General features: G+C 38.0%; 8 protein-coding genes. All 8 read left to right on the top strand.

All coding sequences use genetic code 11. From position 1 onward, the window contains the following. Entirely contained in the window at window positions 1-828 is an 828-nt protein-coding gene (locus tag DXB63_RS05555; RefSeq protein ID WP_122125401.1) for an alpha/beta hydrolase, read from the top strand. A 31-nt stretch (window positions 829-859) separates the two neighbouring features. Beyond that, window positions 860-4,078: a glycoside hydrolase family 2 TIM barrel-domain containing protein gene (locus DXB63_RS05550; protein ID WP_122125400.1), complete on the top strand. Its 3,219-nt coding sequence runs from the start codon at window positions 860-862 to the stop codon at window positions 4,076-4,078. A 615-nt stretch (window positions 4,079-4,693) separates the two neighbouring features. Further along, the gene (locus DXB63_RS05545) at window positions 4,694-5,341 is read left to right on the top strand and encodes a GDSL-type esterase/lipase family protein (protein WP_122125399.1); all 648 of its coding nucleotides are present in this window, start codon (window positions 4,694-4,696) and stop codon (window positions 5,339-5,341) included. A 20-nt stretch (window positions 5,342-5,361) separates the two neighbouring features. After that, a complete protein-coding gene (locus DXB63_RS05540; RefSeq protein ID WP_122125398.1) occupies window positions 5,362-7,506 on the top strand; it encodes a leucine-rich repeat protein in 2,145 nt (714 codons plus the stop codon). Window positions 7,507-7,546: 40 nt separating this feature from the next. Further along, a complete protein-coding gene (locus DXB63_RS05535) occupies window positions 7,547-12,391 on the top strand; it encodes a leucine-rich repeat protein (protein WP_158563641.1) in 4,845 nt (1,614 codons plus the stop codon). 96 nt (window positions 12,392-12,487) lie between these two features. Continuing rightward, window positions 12,488-14,284 (top strand): glycoside hydrolase family 105 protein, encoded by a 1,797-nt coding sequence (locus tag DXB63_RS05530; RefSeq protein ID WP_122125396.1) that lies wholly within the window; start codon window positions 12,488-12,490, stop codon window positions 14,282-14,284. A 137-nt stretch (window positions 14,285-14,421) separates the two neighbouring features. Beyond that, a complete protein-coding gene (locus DXB63_RS05525; protein ID WP_122125395.1) occupies window positions 14,422-16,320 on the top strand; it encodes a hypothetical protein in 1,899 nt (632 codons plus the stop codon). 4 nt (window positions 16,321-16,324) lie between these two features. Further along, the gene (locus DXB63_RS05520) at window positions 16,325-19,852 is read left to right on the top strand and encodes a hypothetical protein (protein ID WP_233522799.1); all 3,528 of its coding nucleotides are present in this window, start codon (window positions 16,325-16,327) and stop codon (window positions 19,850-19,852) included. Window positions 19,853-19,875 lie beyond the last annotated feature (23 nt).

Here is a 19,875-nt window from a genome sequence, read left to right as displayed (position 1 = left end):
ATGGGTAATCAGATAGCTAAGATCGGAAATCTGCTTTTTATGTTTTTCGTGCTATGTAACCATTGGTTGACAGCGCAGGAATATCTGGAAATATCATTGGGTGGAAGCATAGATGGGAGTGGAGTACAGATTCGTGTTTATCTTCCTGAAAACCCTAATGGAGGAGCTGTAATCGTTTGCCCTGGTGGTGGCTATCGTTATTTAGAAATGGATAAAGAAGGATATGCGTATGCTCCATGGTTTAATGAGAGGGGGATTGCTTGTATTGTTTTGAAATATAGATTGCCGGATGGTAAATCCGGTATCCCTTTAATAGATGCAGAACAAGCTATCAGACTAGTTAGAGATTATGCTAAGGAATGGAATATAAATCCGGGTAAAGTGGGAATTATGGGATCTTCTGCCGGAGGTCATGTTGCTTCCACTCTTGCAACGCATTTTGCAGCGGATACTCGTCCTGACTTTCAGATTTTATTGTATCCGGTTATAACGATGAATCCCTTATTAATGCATAAAGGTTCGTCAGAAGAATTATTAGGTAAAAGAGCAAAAAAAGAATTGATAAAACATTATTCAAATGAAAAGTGGGTAACAGAAGAAACGCCTATGGCTTTTATAGCTTTGAGTGATGATGACAATATTGTATCTTCTGTTAATAGTATTGGTTATTATTTAGCTCTAAAAAAACATCATGTTCCCTGTGAGTTACATATTTATCCTACAGGTGGTCATGGTTGGGGAATGAATAAAAATTTCTTGTATTATAATCAATTGACTACTTCTCTTGAGTTGTGGCTTCAAAATCTATTATCGTCTGAAAAGAAGTAAAAACAGTAAAAGTATAATTCGTAATTAATAAATGCAGATGAAGAAAAATCTATTGTTATTGGCTTTTTTGACTGTTACAGGAATAAGTGTGGCTGTGTCTTCGGGCCGGTACGCTGAAATCACGAATCCTAAACTTACAAATATAAACAGAGAGCCAGCAAGAGCGACTTTCACCTCTTTTGAAGATGAGCAAAGTGCATTGCGTAACCAGCGTTCTTCCGGTTCTTGTTATCTTTCTTTGAATGGGAAATGGAAGTTTAATTATGTTGAAACGCTTGATGAACGACTAAGAGATTTTATGAATCCATCTTTTGATGCTGGTAAATGGTCGGATATTATAGTTCCGGGCAATTGGGAACGTCAAGGTTTTGGAGTGCCTATCTATGTGAATGTGTCGTACGAATTTATTTCTCCGGGGTTTCCCCCATATTGGGATAAACCTAACCCTCCTTATGTTCCTAAAGATTGGAATCCTACAGGAACATATCGCCGTGAATTTAATCTGTCGGGAGATTGGGATGGAAAAGAAATTTTTTTGAGTTCTGATGGAGCAAAGGGAGCTGCTTATTACTACATTAACGGTTCTTTTGTCGGGATGAATAAAGAAGCAAAAGTTCCGGCTCGTTTTAATATAACTCCGTATGTAAATAAAGGGAAAAATGTGATTGCTGTACAAATACATCGTTTATCTGATGCTACTTATTTGGAAGGACAGGATTTTTGGCGCTTATCAGGATTTGAACGTGATATTTATTTATATGCCCAACCCAAACTGCGTATTCAGGATTTCCGAGTGCAAACTCCTTTAAGTAAAGACTATAAGGACGGTTTATTCTCGTTGGACGTGAATTTGGATAATATGACGGGGCAACCGGCTTCAGGAAGTGTGAGCTATAAGATAATTGGTGGGAATGGAAAGGAGATTGTTTCATCACAAAAGAAATTTAATACTGTACAAGACAGTGCGGTTATTGCTTTCCCGGTTTGTCGGTTAACTGATGTTCAGCACTGGACAGCCGAAACGCCTAATTTATATACATTGTTGTTAACATTGAAAGATGCCTCAGGAGAGATTTTAGAAGCAACAGCAACAAAAATCGGATTTCGTACGATTGAGATAAAAGATCGTAGATTATTGGTGAATGGACAACCTATTCTGATTAAGGGAGTGAATCTGCATGAGCATGATGAAATTACGGGGCATTATGTACAGGAAGAGTTAATGAGGAAAGACTTTGAATTGTTTAAACGGTATAATGTGAATACGGTTCGTACCTCTCATTATCCGCAACAAGAGCGCTTTTATGAATTGTGTGATGAGTACGGGATTTATGTGATAGATGAAGCCAATATAGAATCACATGGTATGTGGTATGATTTACGTAAAGGAGGAACTTTGGGAAATAATCCGGATTTTATAGATGCTCATCTGTCACGTACAATGAATCTTTATGAACGTGATAAGAATCATCCAAGCGTCATTATTTGGTCACTGGGGAATGAAGCCGGAAATGGGATTTGTTTCTATACGACATATCGTTGGTTGAGAGAGCAGGATACTTCACGTCCCATTCAGTATGAACAAGCATGGATGCAGTGGAATACGGATATTTTCTGTCCGATGTATCACACGCCGGCACAGATAGAAGCGTATGCCAATGATCCTAGAGCAGACCGTCCGTTAATCTTATGCGAATATGCGCATGCCATGGGTAATAGCTTGGGCAATTTCCAGGATTATTGGGATGTAATTCATAAATATCCTATTCTTCAGGGAGGCTGTATTTGGGATTGGGTAGACCAAGGAATGTTGGAACATACGAAAGATGGTAAAAAGTATTGGACATACGGTGGTGATTATGGTGGAGCCGGAACTCCTTCTGATGGTATATTCTGTATCAATGGTTTGGTTTATCCCGATAGAAGTGTGAAACCTGCAACGGAAGAAATGAGAAAGGTATATCAAAATGTGCGTTTTGTGAATTTTGATCCGATAAAGGCGACGGTTGATGTATACAATGATTTTGCTTTTACGAATTTGAATAAATATGATTTTACTTATACGATAAAAGGTAATGGGGAAAAGATATATGAAGGCTTGTTTTCTGTGGATGTTGAGCCCTATCAAACGAAAACTGTTATGTTGAAAAACTTACCTTCATCTGCTCCTTCTTCCGTTGATTATCAGATTGTATTTGAGGCGAAAAATAGAGACACCGTACCATTTATTCCGGTTGGATATGTGATTGCACATGATCAAATGGCCATTAATACTTATCAGAAAGAAAAGGCGGCTTTTATTACTCCTGCTAAAATTACGGAAGATGCAAACCTAATTATGGCTTCAGGAAAGGATTTTAGTGTCATTGTAGATAAAGCCAGTGGATTATTGGTGTCCTATGAATATAAAGGCAAAGAATATATCTTGTCGCAATATGGACCCAGACCTTCTTTTTGGAGAGCTCCGACCGATAATGATTTTGGATTTAAGAATTTTAGCGTGCTAAAGGAATGGAAAAAGATATCGGAACAACTGCCGGTAGTAAAGGGTATAAATATTGATGAATCTAACGGAACAATCTCCTGTGTTTACGCTTATTCAAAACCGTTTGTAGAGTGGAAAATTACCTATAAAGTGTTTGATAATGGTGCTGTTAAAGTAGATAATGATATTGTCACGGGCAATGCGGATTTTCCATTCATTCCACGTGTAGGGTTACGAATGCAATTGCCTGTTGAGTTTAGCCAGTTGACATATTATGGACGTGGTCCATGGGAAAATTACAGCGATAGAAAAACATCTTGTTTTATTGATAAATATTCATGTAAAGTAAGTGATTTGTATGAAGATTATATTCGTCCGCAAGAAAATAACCATCGTACGGATGTCAGATGGTTTGCTTTAGAGAATAAGAAAGGGGCAGGTTTGTTGGTTGTTGCCGATAATGCGCTTGAGATGAATGTATCCAATTACCCAATGGAAATGTTGGATAGTGGTGAGGGAAGAGATGACGGACGTGCCCGTTTAGCTCATCCCGAACAACGCCATATGTATGATGCCGTGCCACAGAAGTTGGTAGACTTATTTATTGATTACAGAATGACAGGTATCGGTGGTGATAACGCTTGGGGGTTAATGCCACATGAACAATATCAGGTAAAACCGAATGTCCCGATGAATTATAGTTTTACCTTTATTCCTTTTGGGAGTAAGATTAATCCGGAAAGTTTAGTAAGAGAATATAATTGAAGCAGTGTAATTACTGAGCCATGCAGACTAAAGGGGGATGAACTTTTCGGTCTGCATGCTCTTTTTTATTAAGAATTTTATACCCCCTACTAAATTTTTGTCGCGGAGCTCATTATCAGTAGATTACATAAAAATAAGGTCTAAATAAGAAAACTTGTGACATTAATCGCCCTTATGTGTGCTGAAAATTTGTCGCGCTTTTTGTAGCTGATAAAACATTAATCTTGAGAATAAAAAGATACCCTACGTCTCCTTGCTGAATACAGTACATCTTCTTTGCTGATGCAGTACCTCTTTCGCTGTGAAAGTACTGAACAGAAATATTAGTTGTCGGTATCGATTATGTTATTCTTAAGGGAGCGTCCGGTTATTTATAGAGATGTTTATTTTAATAACGGTGAGAGTGTAAAATGATCGAATTATGGAATAGTAAAACAAGAAAATGAAGTTAGAATCTTTCTTGCTTTTTTTTGAGAAAGCTCTTCCTATATGTCTGGAACGTGTTTGTCTCAACTTTGTATGGGTTTTGTTTTGGTTTTATTCCCGTTTTATTGCCAGTGGTTATTCCTTTAGTAACTACATTTGTTTGCAAATAAAATTAAATGTGAAAGACACATGAAACGAGTTACTTATTTTTTATTTTTAATATTTCTGGCAGTATTCTTTCAATCCTGCGAGCCTACAGTTATAAAAGTGGCTTGTGTGGGTGACAGTATAACGGAGGGGTATGGATTGACGGATAAAGCGAATGAAGCATATCCGGCTATTATAGCCCGGGAGTTAGGAAAAAAATATCGGGTACTAAACTTTGGACAAAGCGGAACTACTCTGTTAAAGAAAGGAGACAGACCTTATTGGAACAATATCGCTTTTAAAAATGTACTGGCTTATGAACCTGACATTATTATTATACAGTTGGGTACGAATGATTCAAAACAGCAGAATATTCCTTCTTATCCCGGAGAGTTTATTGATGATTTGCGGGCAATGGTGGATAGCTTCCGATTATTGCCGTCTCGTCCGGACATCTATCTCTGTAAACCTGTTCCGTCTTTCCCCAATGAATATAATATAAATGATTCGGTACTTATGGCAGATGTAGTTCCGGCTATTGAACAAGTGGCAACCGAACAGAGCTGTAAAATAATAGATTTGCATACTACATTTGTCGATAGGATGAATTTGTTTCCGGATGGCGTACATCCCGGTAAAGAAGGAGCTGTAGAATTGGCAGAGTATATAGCGAGTTCAATTAAGAAATAATTTTAACTAATAGATATACCATGAAAGACTTAAAAATTACGCTTAAATTACGTTTGATGCTTTTACTGTTATGCTGTGGCATGACTGTTTTTGCACAACAAATTGAAATTGAAGTTCCCACTATCTCAGGGCTTGAATCGGCTCTGAAAGCTAAATATTCCGACGAGCTGATTGCCGGGATTACCGATTTGAAAGTAATGACACCGGATAAAGTCTTTATCGGTCCGGATGATATTGCTTTTCTGAATGGAATGCCTAAGTTGACAAACTTGGATTTATCGGACGCTTCTGTTACCAGTATGAATAATAGAACTGATAACTCTTTTCCGCGTACTTCATTTGATGGAAACCAGACAATTAAAACCATTATCTTTCCTAAAGATTTAATAGGGTTGAATCGTGCTGCTTTTTCCAATATGGCATTGGAAGGCACGATAACTTTACCAAAGGGCGTGAAGAATACGGCGGAGTATGATATGATATTTGGTGGAAGCGTTAATATCACCGGTTTTGAAGTAGAAAATGGAAATGTGAATCTGAAATCGGTAAATGGTATACTTTATACGGCGGATGAAAAGACTTTGCTTGTGTATCCTTATGGAAAAAAGGGTACCACATTCAATATTCCGGAAGGGGTGACTACCATTGGTACGAGTGCATTTGGATGGAATAGTTCTTTAGAAGAAATTACGTTGTCTTCTACAGTAACAACTTTGCCCCGTCAAGACAAGATTATTAATGGTTCTACCAAAATAAGAGCTATTTATGTTGCTGAGGGGAATACTACTTACGGGTCTACAAATGGTTTCTTGGTAGACAAAACTACCGGTACTTTGATGGCTTTTCCTCCTGCCAATACGGATGAAACTATTATCATTGACGGTAATATCGTGAAGATTATTCCGCAAGGGTATTTTTCTACGGCTGTAGCCAATCTTAAAAACATTATTTTTACGGAAGGGGTAGAGGAAATAGGTTATATTGCTTTTAAGATAGGAAGTGGAATCACTTCCCAACTTGAATATGTGGAGTTGCCTTCTACAATTAAAACGATTGGCGGAGAAGCTTTTGTCGGTAATGATAAATTGTTACAGGTTATTTGTAAGGCGACTACTCCTCCGGATTTAACCGGTCAGCAGATATTCCGTGGCTCGAATGGAAAAGATGCCAGATTGGGTGTACCGGCAGCTGCTCTCGATGCTTATAAGAGTTCAAAATGGAATAGCAGTATTAAAGGTAATGAAGGTATAAATGCTTTTCCGGGAGAGCAAATAGTTGCTTATCATAATATATCAATGGAAGGAGGTAGTTGTGCACAGAGTGCTTCGGCTCCTAATTTTTCAGTAAACATTAAAGCCGGAGATGCACCTGAAGGTAAAGACTTCTCAAAATGGATTTCTACTCCTGACGTTGCCTTTGGCAATGCAAAAGTTTCGGTTACAAGTTTTGTAATGCCCGATGAAGATGTGACTATTACAGCTTTCTTCTCTCCTAAAAGACCTTATACAATTCTGAATGCTATTACTCAATCCGGTGTTGCAGCTGTAGACGGAATTGTTACTATTGAGGCTCATCCGATGCAAGGAACAAAAGTTTTTCATCATTGGGAAGTTGTAGAGGGAGAAGGATTGGTGATTGATAATCCTAATGCGGTATCCACTTCTTTTACGATGATTGATGGAACTGTTACTATTGAAGCAAAATATTTGGATACTTATTTGATCAATGTATTGGATGGTGCTGCACCTTTTGATGCCTTTGAGGGTGAAGTGGTGACGATTGTTGCAGATAAGAAAGAAGGAAAAGAGTTTGAAAAATGGACGACAACTACAGCCGGAGTAACTTTTGAAGACGCAACACAGTCTACTACCACTTTTATAATGCCCGCCAGTGAGGTGACTATAACAGCGGTCTTCAAAATTGCAACGACGATAGATGAAGCGGTTGAGGAAACAATCGTAATGCCTGTGCTTTATCCGAATCCGGCAACGGATTATATTCAATTGGCAAATGCCCAGAATACACCTTATAAGATTTATAATGTGGTGGGAACAGTCGTTCTAAATGGCATTACGAATGGCGAACCGATAACTTTATCCGGATTGATAAAAGGAGTTTATTTGTTTGAGGCAAACGGTAAAGTTGTGAGATTTATTAAAAGATGATCTTTTTAATTATTGAATTTAATACTTATAAATAATGATTATGGAAAACTTAGTATCATTGAGAAGGCATTTGTTGGTTACGGTGCTTTTATGCCTAAGTGTCTTTGGTTATGCGCAGAAGGAAAAGATTGTAGACATATCGGAGACAAATACGCTTAGCACATTGCTGACGGCGGATGAACAAAATACGGTCACAAAGTTAGTTATAACGACCTCAAACGGAGCTACTTTAAGCGTATCAGATTTTAATTTCATTTATATGAATATGCCGAAACTGGAGGAATTGGATTTATCCGGTGATGAAAATACGACTTTGTGTGGCGGATTAAAGGTAAGTAATGATTTTACTAATACAACTTTAAAGAAATTAATATTCCCTCCTAAAACGAAGAATCTTGGTAACTTTACCGGATGTGGGTTGACAGGTGTCGTTGAGTTTCCTTCGACAATAGCAACATATAAGGAAATTGAAAATAAGTTTCTTGATTGCCAGCACATAACAGGGTTTGCATTTCCGGATGGACATCCTACAATGTACACAATTAAAGATGGAAAAGCCTTGGTAGCTAAAGATGCGGGTGGGGATAGACTTTGCCTATACCTTTCTTCTAATACGGATAAAGCATATACAATTCCTGAAAATATAACAGCTCTTGGACTGAGTGCGTTCGGATATAACAATTATTTGGAAGAACTGACTTTTTCTTCTGCTTTATCTGATATATTAAGGCAGAATGGTAATGTGCGCGCGGATGTTATTGCTCCTCAAACTCCGAATTTAAAAGCGATATATGTACCGGAAGATAATGTGACTTTTGCTTCTACGGAAAATGGTTTTTTGATTGATAAAGTAACTAGTTCCCTGATTCTTCTTCCTCCGGCAAATAAGGATGAGAATATTATTATTGACGGAAGTTTTGTAAAGAAAGTGGGAGATCGTTTCTTTTCTAATGCTCCTCATATTAAAACAGTTGTGTTTGGCGAAGGTGTAGAAGAATTAGGTGGTTCTGCCTTTAAGCAAGGAAATAATGGTCCCATGTCATTAGAATTTGTATTACTGCCGTCTACTTTAAAGAAAATAGGTGCTGAAGCATTTGCTTTATGTAGTAATTTGCAACAATATATTTGTAAAGCGGTTACACCTCCTGAAATAAATGGTAATGCTGTTTTTCGTATGGCGAATGGGGCAGATGTACGGGTGGGTATTCCGGAAGAAGCTTTAAATGCTTATTTACAGTCGGCTTGGCTGGATAGTAATTATGCTTCTTTTACTTCAGAAGGACCAACCGGAAATAAAAATAATGGGTGGAGTTTTCAGTCGAATCAGTTAGTTCCTTATAAACATATAACTTACCATAACGCAAAAAGCGTACAGGATGTTAGTGCACCGGGTTGCAATGTAGGGATTACGGTGTATGATGTTCCTGAAGGGCAGGCTTTTGCCGGTTGGGTTTCAACTCCACAGGTTACTTTTGAAAACGACAGAGCTGCGTCCACAACCTTCGTAATGCCGGAAAGCGATGTTGAAATCAGAGCTATTTTTGGTGGAACAAAACCTTTTACCATAATAGGTGCTATCACTCAATCAGGGTCGGCTGCTGTTGGAGCTGTTGTCAATATTCAGGCGTCGGAAGCTAAAGGACCATCCAATGCACAACAGATATTTCAGGAATGGAAAGTAATAGAAGGAGAGGGACTTGTTATTCAAGACCCGAAGGCTGCGTCTACATCCTTTACGATGATTGATGGTCCGGTAACTATAGAGGCAATCTATAAAACGAGATATTATGTTAATGTAAATGGTGGTAGTGCTGTTACCGAAGCTTTTGGAGGAGATGTAATTACTATTAAAGCATCAGGTAGGGAGAAAATGAGGTTTGTAAAATGGACTTCTTCCACTGATGGTGTTGTTTTTGCGGATGAAACAGCGAAAGAAACCACTTTTGTAATGCCGGAATCAGAGGTTGATATTGAAGCTGAGTTTATAGAAGATGAGAATAGCGATGAGGTGTCCTCATCGTCCTTGAATGGCTATCCGAATGATTGTCATTGTGGAGATTTGACGGATTATCAAACTTCATGGATCGCCAATTCTGGTGGTGTGCCTCGTACACACGTACCCCATAGTATGGATGCACTTTTTGTCCGTGGCGATGGAACTGTAGCTACAATTTGTAATTGGGATGAAGGTGGTACGAATGTCGGGCTATTCAAGGATAATGTTATTGTTTGTGTTCCGGAAGAATCGGGCACAGGTAGCTGGGGGCGTAATTCGGGTAAGGCTGTTGTTTTGGATGATAAATATGTATATCAGCTTATGCGCTTCAACGGAAATTCAGGAAATGATAATTTGAATTCCAATGGTTTAAGAGCTTATCCTCCCAAGGGAAGTGGCATTGAATGGCAGTTGATAACCAGATATGATGCTGTTACGGGAAAAGCGGCGAGATTTCCGGAGGGATATGGACCATTGAATAATATGTTGTTGGTTGCTCCACAGGAAAGTCGTTATTTACAGGGATTGGCCATTACTGATGATAAATTGATTGTAGCAGTTCCCGGAATACCGGAACTTCAGATGCCTGATTCTCTTAAAATATATGATAAGGAAAAGATGAGCAATACTCCTATTGGAGGTTTTAGAATCCCGGAAGGAGGCGTTGGATACATATATGCAGATAAAAGAGGGTTTGTTTGGATGCTTCAAGGTGGAAACAAGATTGTTGCACTTGATTTGAGATCCGGAGCTGTACGTTTCACAGTGGAGTTGCCGGAAGGAGCGAAGGCACAATCGTTTTCTATCGATACAAGGAGTGGAAAAGAACGGCTTTTAGTAGCTAATCGTGGAAAAGATTTGAATGTACTTATTTATACAGATATTTATAAGAATCCTACACTGACAAGTACATTTGGTGAGAAAGGTGGAATTTTAGTTAAGTCGGCAGACGGTAAATATCTGCAGGGCCAGGTAGGACCTCTCAGACTTCCGGGGCCAACGGGGGTAGGTGTTGATGATAATGGTAATCTCTATATTTCGAATATGTTTGTGAATTCTGCAAGTTCTATATTATATTCTTATAAGGAAGCAACTAAAGAGTTAAACTGGAAACAGGAAGGGCTTGTCTTCACAGCAACAGGAGATTTCGACCAGACTCAGAAAGATATTGTATTCTGTACGGAAAAGGTTTATAGATTGGATTATAGTAAGGAAGGCGGACGTATGGATACTTTCTTGGGTACTACGGTTGATCCGTTTACTTATCCGTTGGATCTTCGTTTGGAACCGAATCCTCCTACACCGATTAAGACAGGAGCATATAAACGGCTAATAAACGGGGTGGACTATCTGTTTGTCTCCAATATGTATTCTACAGCATTGGGAGGTTATCGTTTTGATAAAGAAAAATATGGTTTGATTGGTGTTCCGTTTATGGAAGTAAGGGCTGACGGATTGACATTCTGGCAAGACACGAATGCTGACGGGCAGAAAACGGATAATGAGGTGACTAAATATGCTGTTGCCGGAAATACATTCTCTATTTACCCGGATAAGAACGGTAATATCTGGTTGGCAGATAGAGAATCTCGTCCTACGGCAAAAATGAGGGTTTGGATGACTACCGGTGCGAAAGACGGAGTGTTGCAATATGCATCGCCTGTGACGTATACTTTGCCAAGTTATATTACAGATGTGAACCGGGTGCTTTATGATCCTGAACGTGATGAATTATTTGTGGCATGTTATACAACGAAGACTCCGATTCCTAGTACTGCTATTTGGGGACAAGTGGGAACTACCATATTGATTTATCGGGAGTTCATGGCGAAAAAGATGGATAAAATACCTTCTGAAGATTGGAAATATGATTTGGAGTTAATTATTCCGGCCAGTCCGGCAACTGCTCTTCCTGATGTTGCTATTAGTTGTAAAGCTATGACTTTTGCAGGAGATTACATATTCTGCTTCCTTACGGCAGATGGAAAGATTAATGTTTATAGGCGGAAAGACGGTTCGTTTGTAGGACAACTGGGTCCAAGCGATGTTGTTCAGAAAAGAAGTGGATGGACTGATTTTACATATGCTATCAATGCACGCGAGAATGAAGATGGAACTTATGAGATATTAGCCGAAGAAAATGCTTTTGCAAAGATTCTCCATTATGATGTTAGAAGTTTTAAAGGTGATATTAAAATGCAGGGTGATTTATTTCCTTATCGCTTGATGGTACAGGATCCTAATGGGGCAACGATTGATCCGGTTAACATTCCTGAGGGACAGAAACTTAAACTTGCGGTAAGAGTAAAGAATATAGAAAGTGGTATTGTTACCAATAGACGCAGAACAGATCCGTCTCGTTGTTTAGTGCTATTTGAAGTTTTGGATGAATCGGGAGAGGTTGTTTATGAAGCTCAATCTAAGATACATGAAGAGGATATCTATGGTGGCGATAATGTACTCATGGCTGTGGATAATGCTAATTATCCGTTCTGGCAATATACTAAAGGGAAATATACTTTGCGTGTTGATGTGAATTATGGAAAGAAAGGTAAAGAATGCCATGATGATAATAACATCGGAACAATGAACTTTGGTGGCGGAGATAATACCGGAGAAGTAGTGGAACCTTCGGAAATAGAAACGATTGAGTCTGGCAATATATTACGTATTTATCCGAATCCGGTCACTTCAATTCTTAATATAGAAGTTGATAATACGGAAGGAGAATATACTTTGAATATCACATCGATAGATGGAACAAATATGTTGACACAGCGTATTAAGGATAAAACGTCTCTTGATTTATCCGGTTATCCGAAAGGATATTATCTGGTTCGCGTATTGACCTCCAATAAAAATCTGACACAGAAGATTGTTATCAAATAGTTTGGATTGATAATGAGATAGGAAAGGATAGTTAGAATTATCCTTTCCTTACTTCCGGTTTATGATTTATATGTTTTACAATTGTAATTGAATAGAATGAATTTTAAAAGTTACACATTACTTTTTATAGGTTTGTTTGTTGTTGCTTTTCAAACAACCTGGGCGGATTCACCAATCGAAATAGTGAGTAGAATCGGCGATAAATTAATCCGTGAAACACCTTTTAAGTATCGTTTAACCATTAAACCCAATAACAATAGCTTTAATAAGTTGGAGTTTATTGATTTTGGAAGAACTTATGGGTTGGGTAAGCCCGGAGTTGCATATGCTTTTACGGAACTGACATCAAGGAAAGATACTATAATACAAGTAGAGATAGAACATAGTGATGCCTGCAAAGTATGGTGTAATGATGTATTGGTATATGAGCGGAGAGGACAACGTAAATTGGCATTGTCGCAAGCTGAAAGAAGTGTGGAGATGTCTTTTGCTTTTAAAGTTCATTTAAAGAAAGGTAATAATAAGTTTTTAGTAAAGTCCGAGACATACGGACAAGAGTGGTGTGTCTTGATACAACCTCCCAGTGAAAAAGATGCTGTTTTGGATTATGAAGTGGAATATCCGGGTATCGGGTTGCATACAGTTCAAGATGTAGATAGGAATATTGCCGATTTAACCAATTGGCTTACAATTGGACCTTTTGCTTCGGATATTGATAGGATAAATGCCCCTGAGAAAGAAATAAGGTTTGGATATATGTATGATGGGGTAACTTGGACGATTCCTAAAATAGAGATTCTTGGTGATGTTATTAATCCGGCACCTTGGGGCACTACATATCAGTGGAACTATCATAATGGCGGTGTGGCATGGGCTATGCAGCAGATGTCTGAAGTTACGAATAATAGTAAGTATAAACAGTGGGCTGATAACTTTTGTGATTATCAGATGGAAGGAATACCTTTTGTAAATTATCAGGTAAATGATTTAAGGGCGTCAGGATCGGCGAATAGTGCCATTATCAATTATAAGATGTTAGATTTTACTTTGGCCCCTTCGTTGCCTTTGATTTATCGTTTACGTAAAGAGAAGAACTTTGGAAATCGTGATTTATATGAGAAATATATTGATATTATGTTGGAGTATGCACGGCATGGGCAGGTAAGAAGTGAAGGTATGACTAATTATACGCGTGAAACTCCCGAAAAGTTTACAACATGGGTGGATGATATGTTTATGGGGATTCCATTTTTAATGCAAGCCGGATTGTATATGGATAGTCAGCAAAAACGTAGAGAATTCTTTGATGATGCGGCTTCTCAAGTATTAGATTTTCATAAACATCTTTGGGATAAAGATGCGAAACTATATATGCATGCAAATTATTCTTCGCGACCGGAGGTGAAACTTCCTCATTGGTCTCGGGCAAATGGCTGGGCGATATGGGCAATGTCTGAAGTTTTGATGTATCTTCCTAAGAGTCATCCCAAATACAAGGCTATATTAAAACTGTATAGAGAACATGTAAGCAGTTTGGCTAAATATCAAGATAAAAGCGGTTTTTGGTTTAATGTGATTGATTGTCCTGATTCGCCAGCAGAGGTTTCCGGGACTGCTATTTTTACAATGGCTATAGCTCGGGGCATTACTCATGGATGGTTAAATGAAAGAAAGTATTATCCTGTTGTCATGAAAGGATGGGATGCCGTATCCTCAGAGGTGGAAGTAGATGGTACGGTACATAAAATCTGTGTAGGAACAATGTGCTCGGAAAATGTGAATTATTATATAAACCGTCCTTTTTATGATGATGATACACATGGGTCATTCGCAGTTATTTTTGCAGGAATTGAGGTACAACGAATGATTCAAAGCAATAATACAGATAAATAATTTTCAAAGAGAAGTAATAATTATATAATAAACGAAAACGCGAGTTATTGGGTATTGAAATTATATCCGATAGAGTATTTACTATGCTTTTTTAAGCCGGTAAGCTAATTTTTATTGAATGAAAATCCTTTAATATAATGAGAAAGATACTGACATTGTCCATGCTTTGGCTGTTTACGATAACTGTTTTGTGGGCATCAAATACCAAATTTGTTCCAGTAAGATTAAGTCAAGATGAAATTAATTATTTGATGAAAGATCTGGAAAGTAAAAATAAAGAATATGATGAATCGAAGAAAATGCTTTTCTGTGTTACGCAGAATAAACATTATCATAGCGATTTGGATAGTGGTGTCATCGTCCATCAGACAAGAGAGTCTTTGGAATATGCGGTAGCATTATTAAAAACAGAAAATGAAACCTACAAGAAGCGCGCTGTAGATATAATCAAAACGATACTACCCATGCAGGAGAAAGATGAGTCTCTACCTTTTTGCGGTATTTGGCCCTATTATCCTGAAGATCCTCTGAAAGGCAGAGAGGCAGCTGTGGATTATAATTGGGCTGATTTTATAGCAGTGCCGTTAATTGATGTCATTATCAATCATTCAGATTATATAGGGCAGCGGTTAGTTAAGGAAATTAAAGATGCTTTGGTCTTGTCAGCCAAGGCAATTAAGAAAAGAAATGTACAGCCGGATTATACTAATATCTGTATAATGGGTACTTATGTCTGTTATGTCGTTGGAGATATCTGTGGATTACCGGAAATGACTGACTATGCCCATAGTAGATTGGTAAACTTTTATAATTATACAATTAAGAATAAGGGCTTTACGGAATATAATAGTCCTACCTATACTTTGGTTGCCATGGATGAATTACTGCGTATGCAGCAAACTATAATAAATCCTGCAGATCGAAAGATAATTGATGCATTATATGCAATGTGCTGGGAAATGATTGCTACTCATTTTCATCAGCCTTCAGGACAATGGTGCGGGCCTAATTTACGCTCATACAGTAGCTTGGCTGTTCCCGAATTTTATAGGTTATTATACAACGCATCGGATGGTGAAATAAACCTTCCGGGAGATTATCCGCGTATTCCAAATGTAATGAAGCCTCATCATATACCGACCAATATTTTACCTTATTTCTTAAAATCCACTTTACCTCGTTTGGAAATTGATACTTTTGTAGTTGCTAATCCGGATATCCAAATCGAAAGATCATTTCTGGAGAAAAGAAAAGATATGAAAGATAACATTTCAACTAAAGATATTATCGGCCGATTATACGCAAGTCCAGATTTTGCATTGGCTTCTATAAATCAGGGATATATGTGGAATCAAACACGTCCATTGATCGCCCATTGGGGAACACCGATGAAGCCGTCTTATTTACAAGTGCGTTTTTTGCATGACGGGTATGATTTCTCTGCAATAAATATTATTGCAGCTCAAGATAGTACGACCGTATTGGCTATCTTTAATATCGCAGAAGATGGAGGAGATACACATCCGAGTTTGGATCGCGTTCAAAATGGAAACTTTAAAGCAAAAGATTTACGTTTGCGTATTGAAGTGGGGGGAGATTTAGAAAATACGAGTTTTACAAAGCCTGATCAGACAAATGGGGATGTATATTTTGTTTCTCGCGAATTGAGAAGTATTTTTAGAGTCCCGTATGCTAAATGGGGTAATGAAGATGGTTATTGGGAAATTGGTCGTGATGAACAAAGGATATGGGCAGATTTTGTGCTATATTCCGGAAAAGAAAAAAACTTTAATCTGAGTAAATTGAAAGAAGCGGTTTTAGGCCTCTATTTGTCTATGTCGGCTTCTCATGAACCGGAATCCTATCCGGTTAGAGTTGATAAAGATAGGGATTATTTAGGTTTATCAACGGATAACCTCCGTGTAAAGGCTTTATTAAGACCTGCCGAAGAACTTAGGGTAAGAAATGATTATGAGATAAAATATTTAGATTGGTTGAAACCGGATAAGGATGTGTTTAATTTTTCAAAAAAGTAATGTTATGCGAGGAAGGATTATTATATTGTTCATGTTGCTTTGTGGCGTATTTGCTGTAACTAATGCACAAATGAAGAAACCTTATGAATGGAAAGATTATGAATCGGTATTTGGAGTGAAAGAAGGACTGCGCTTTTATGATTTTGATGTTACTCCGATTTATTCTTCAGCACCTGCTAACATCTTTTGGCCCGGAGATAAAATCGAATTTCAGTTTCAATTGAAAAATAATTTGGATAATCCCATTGATACGGAGGCTAAAGTTTATATTATCCAGTATGGAACTAAAGGCATTCCTAATAATGTGTGGTTGCCTCAAGTTATAAAGATGGATTATGAGAAAGTAATTCCTATGCATATATCTATTTCTCCTAAAGGATATACGAACTTGTCTGTATCAGTTGATGATATCAATAAATATGGTGGATATGCTATTGTTTTTGATTTGGGTGAAAATGGTAGAAGGCTTGGAACGAGCTTTGTGTATAGCATACAGGCAAGTCCGGTAAAAATGCAATATCCAAAACAGGCATTAGATGATTTAGGAGTTGATTTCTTAGGCCGTATTGGAGTACAAGCCATTCGTTATGGCTTAGGGTATTTGCCGACGACAAATCCGGGGTATCGCAAAATGATGCAGGACTTTGAGGATGAAATGAAAAGATATATGGATAATAACATTACAGTACTGGTGATGATAGGAGAAGGGGGATCGTTAATGCCATTGGGGATTCCTCGTCCGCATTTGGATGAGAATGGATATTTTCTACGTACAAAGCAGGATTATGTTTGGCTTCCGGATATGGATGACGATTTTAAATCATTTGTTAAAGAGATCTGTTTGAAGTATGGTTGGCCTAAAGGGCCGGTTACAGCAGTTTCCTTATGGAATGAGCCGTGGGAGGGTATTTCTATTTCCGGATGGCAGGCTGATATGATCCGTTATCGTGAGATTTATACTAAAATGGCGGAGGCAGTGGTGGAATGCCGTAAAGAAGGTGCTGATGTCCTTGTTGGAGGAGGTGATTCTAATTCCAATGCTTTAGATAAATTTTTTGCAGACGGTACAATGGATATGCTTCCTATATTCGATTTTTTGTCTATTCATTATCAAGGAATGGAATCTCCTGTAATATATCCGGAGTGGAATAATCGTAAATATCATAAAGGTAAAGTCTTGATTTGGGATACAGAGAGTTGGGTTGGAAACACGGATGATAGGATAGGGCTGGTTGTTGCTGCTAATCGTTCTGCTGGATATGATCGGTCAATGGGGATATACGGAGGTTATATGTATTCGGGGAAAGGCGATGCTAAAAGTTACTCTGAGATACAAACAGCGAATGGTATTCAGAAAATACCTACTATTCATTCTACATGGTCGGCAACAGCAGCTATGGGAGCTACTCAGAGTTTAATCGGCGAACGTGAATTTAATCGTTTGTTATTTCATAATAGTCTTCCGTGGGTGATGCTATTTGATGGATATAATAGTAATGAAGAGGATGGGACTATTGTCATTGCCGGAGATTTGGGAGAAGCTTTTGGTAAAGACAATATGCTTTTTAGAAATGTAAACGGTTTGTCAACAGGACATTCTATCACTGATGGAAAAATGACTGTAATAGCAAAACCTACATTTCGGTTATATGATTTCTATGGGAATATTATTTCACCAAGAAATGGTAAATATGAGATTCCACTAAATTATCAAGGTTATTTTATGCGCACTAATGGGAAGAAAGGCTCATTTAAACAATTAGTTACTGCCTTGAAAACGGCAAAAGTGGATGGTTATGAACCTGTGAATATTATAGCAAAGGATTTTACTGCGCCAATATTGGTTTGTCCGGAAATGGATCTGGAAATCACTAATATTTTAAATCGTGATGTAACAGGTTCGTTAAAAGTGAATCTTGGAAGTTTAAATGTTATATATCCGTCGAAAATACGTTTGAAAGGTAATGAAACGAGAACTGTAAAGGTGAAAGTAGAAAAGGGAGATGCCAATTCAGACAATACTTATCCTCTTGAGGTAATATTTGATGCGGGAAAAGATGGAATTGCCAAACATATAGAAGATATGCATGTGAATGTAATTTCAAAAAGGACAATTCAGGTCGATGGTAATCTGGATGATTGGAACGGAGCTATTCCACAGGTAGTAAGAGGTTCTGATAAAGCGAGCATTTCTTTGACAGAGGCAGCTTGGTATCCATTTCAGAATTTTGATAATAATGCAGAGGGATTAGCCCATGCTTATTTGGGTTATGATGAGCAATATTTTTATTTTGCAGCGAAAATAGCCGATAAAACTCCTAATAAAGGTACATTCCGATTTGAATATAGGGATGATGATCAGTTCTTTTATCCGGATACATCTTATATGCAGACAATACATGCCATGCAATCAGTATTAGTAAAGCAGTCGGCTGAAGTTGATAATAAGATGGCGTTAATGCAACCTCAAGGGGATGGCCGTATCTTAAATTATATAGAAAATACGCAAACGACCCAATCTATAGGAATAGATATTGATTTACCTATGGATAAGATGGTAAAAACTTCCTTTTATTTTCCTAATATAGCACAGCATGGCGTTTCTGTTGTTATTTATGACCGTGAGACGGGCAAGGAATTATTGACGGAAAATGTTGATAAGTTATGGAATGGCGTATATCTTTCTTTTAATTTGTCGGGTAAGGTTCGTGTCCGTTGTTCTGCTTACGGTTGGTGGTATACGGCTAAATTGGCAGGTGTATTTTTTGATGAAACGACTATTTCTGCAAATGGAAAAGTTTCAGCCAAATCCGCAGGACGTGATTTTGATACGTGCGGTGATTGGAAAGGTGTGTATGGCACATCAGGTTATTATATAATGGGATTACCGGACAAAACGATGTTGGGTATTCTGTGTAATGTTGTTAGCCAAGATGATTTGGTCCCGTTAAAATGGCCTGAAGGTGTACGTAGGTTTACATATCGGAAAAGACCGACTTTGCCGGATGGAACGACAGGAGAAAGATTTGATAATATTCTTATCGCTTTTAATGTGTTACCGATTGGTGAAGATGGCATGGAGGCTCACAGTAAAGGTACTATGCCCAGATATATAGGATATAAATGTACGGATTATGAATATGCACTGAATACTGTAGCTCCGGAGTATGGAGGAGGTTTTGAAATTTGGCGTATGCTAGTTCCGGGAATGCCTAGAAAACATTTTTATCCGCGTCAGGGAAAGTCTTTTTATGATGGTGCAGTGAAAGATGGTAAGTTAATGACTGTTCGTAAAGGAAATACTCTTTATACCGAATGTGCCATTCCGTGGAGTGAAATCCCTCATGTGAGACAAGCTTTAGATAAAGGGGAAAAGATTAAGTTTTCATTCCGTGTAAATGATGATGGTGCTCCGGCTGCATGTATGGAATTGGCGAAAGAACGTAGTGTCTCTAAAAAGAATTCTCGTGCTTTCCATCCGGATTGGAAAGAACATTGGGCTAATGAAGTTGAGTTTGGATTTGAAGAATAATTAGTCATAAGTATTTATCGTAT

This window comes from Bacteroides sp. OM05-12 (assembly GCF_003438995.1).
Taxonomy (GTDB): Bacteria; Bacteroidota; Bacteroidia; order Bacteroidales; family Bacteroidaceae; genus Bacteroides.
Note: the sequence above shows the minus strand (reverse complement) of the source record. Positions and strands in the feature narration are given on the sequence as shown.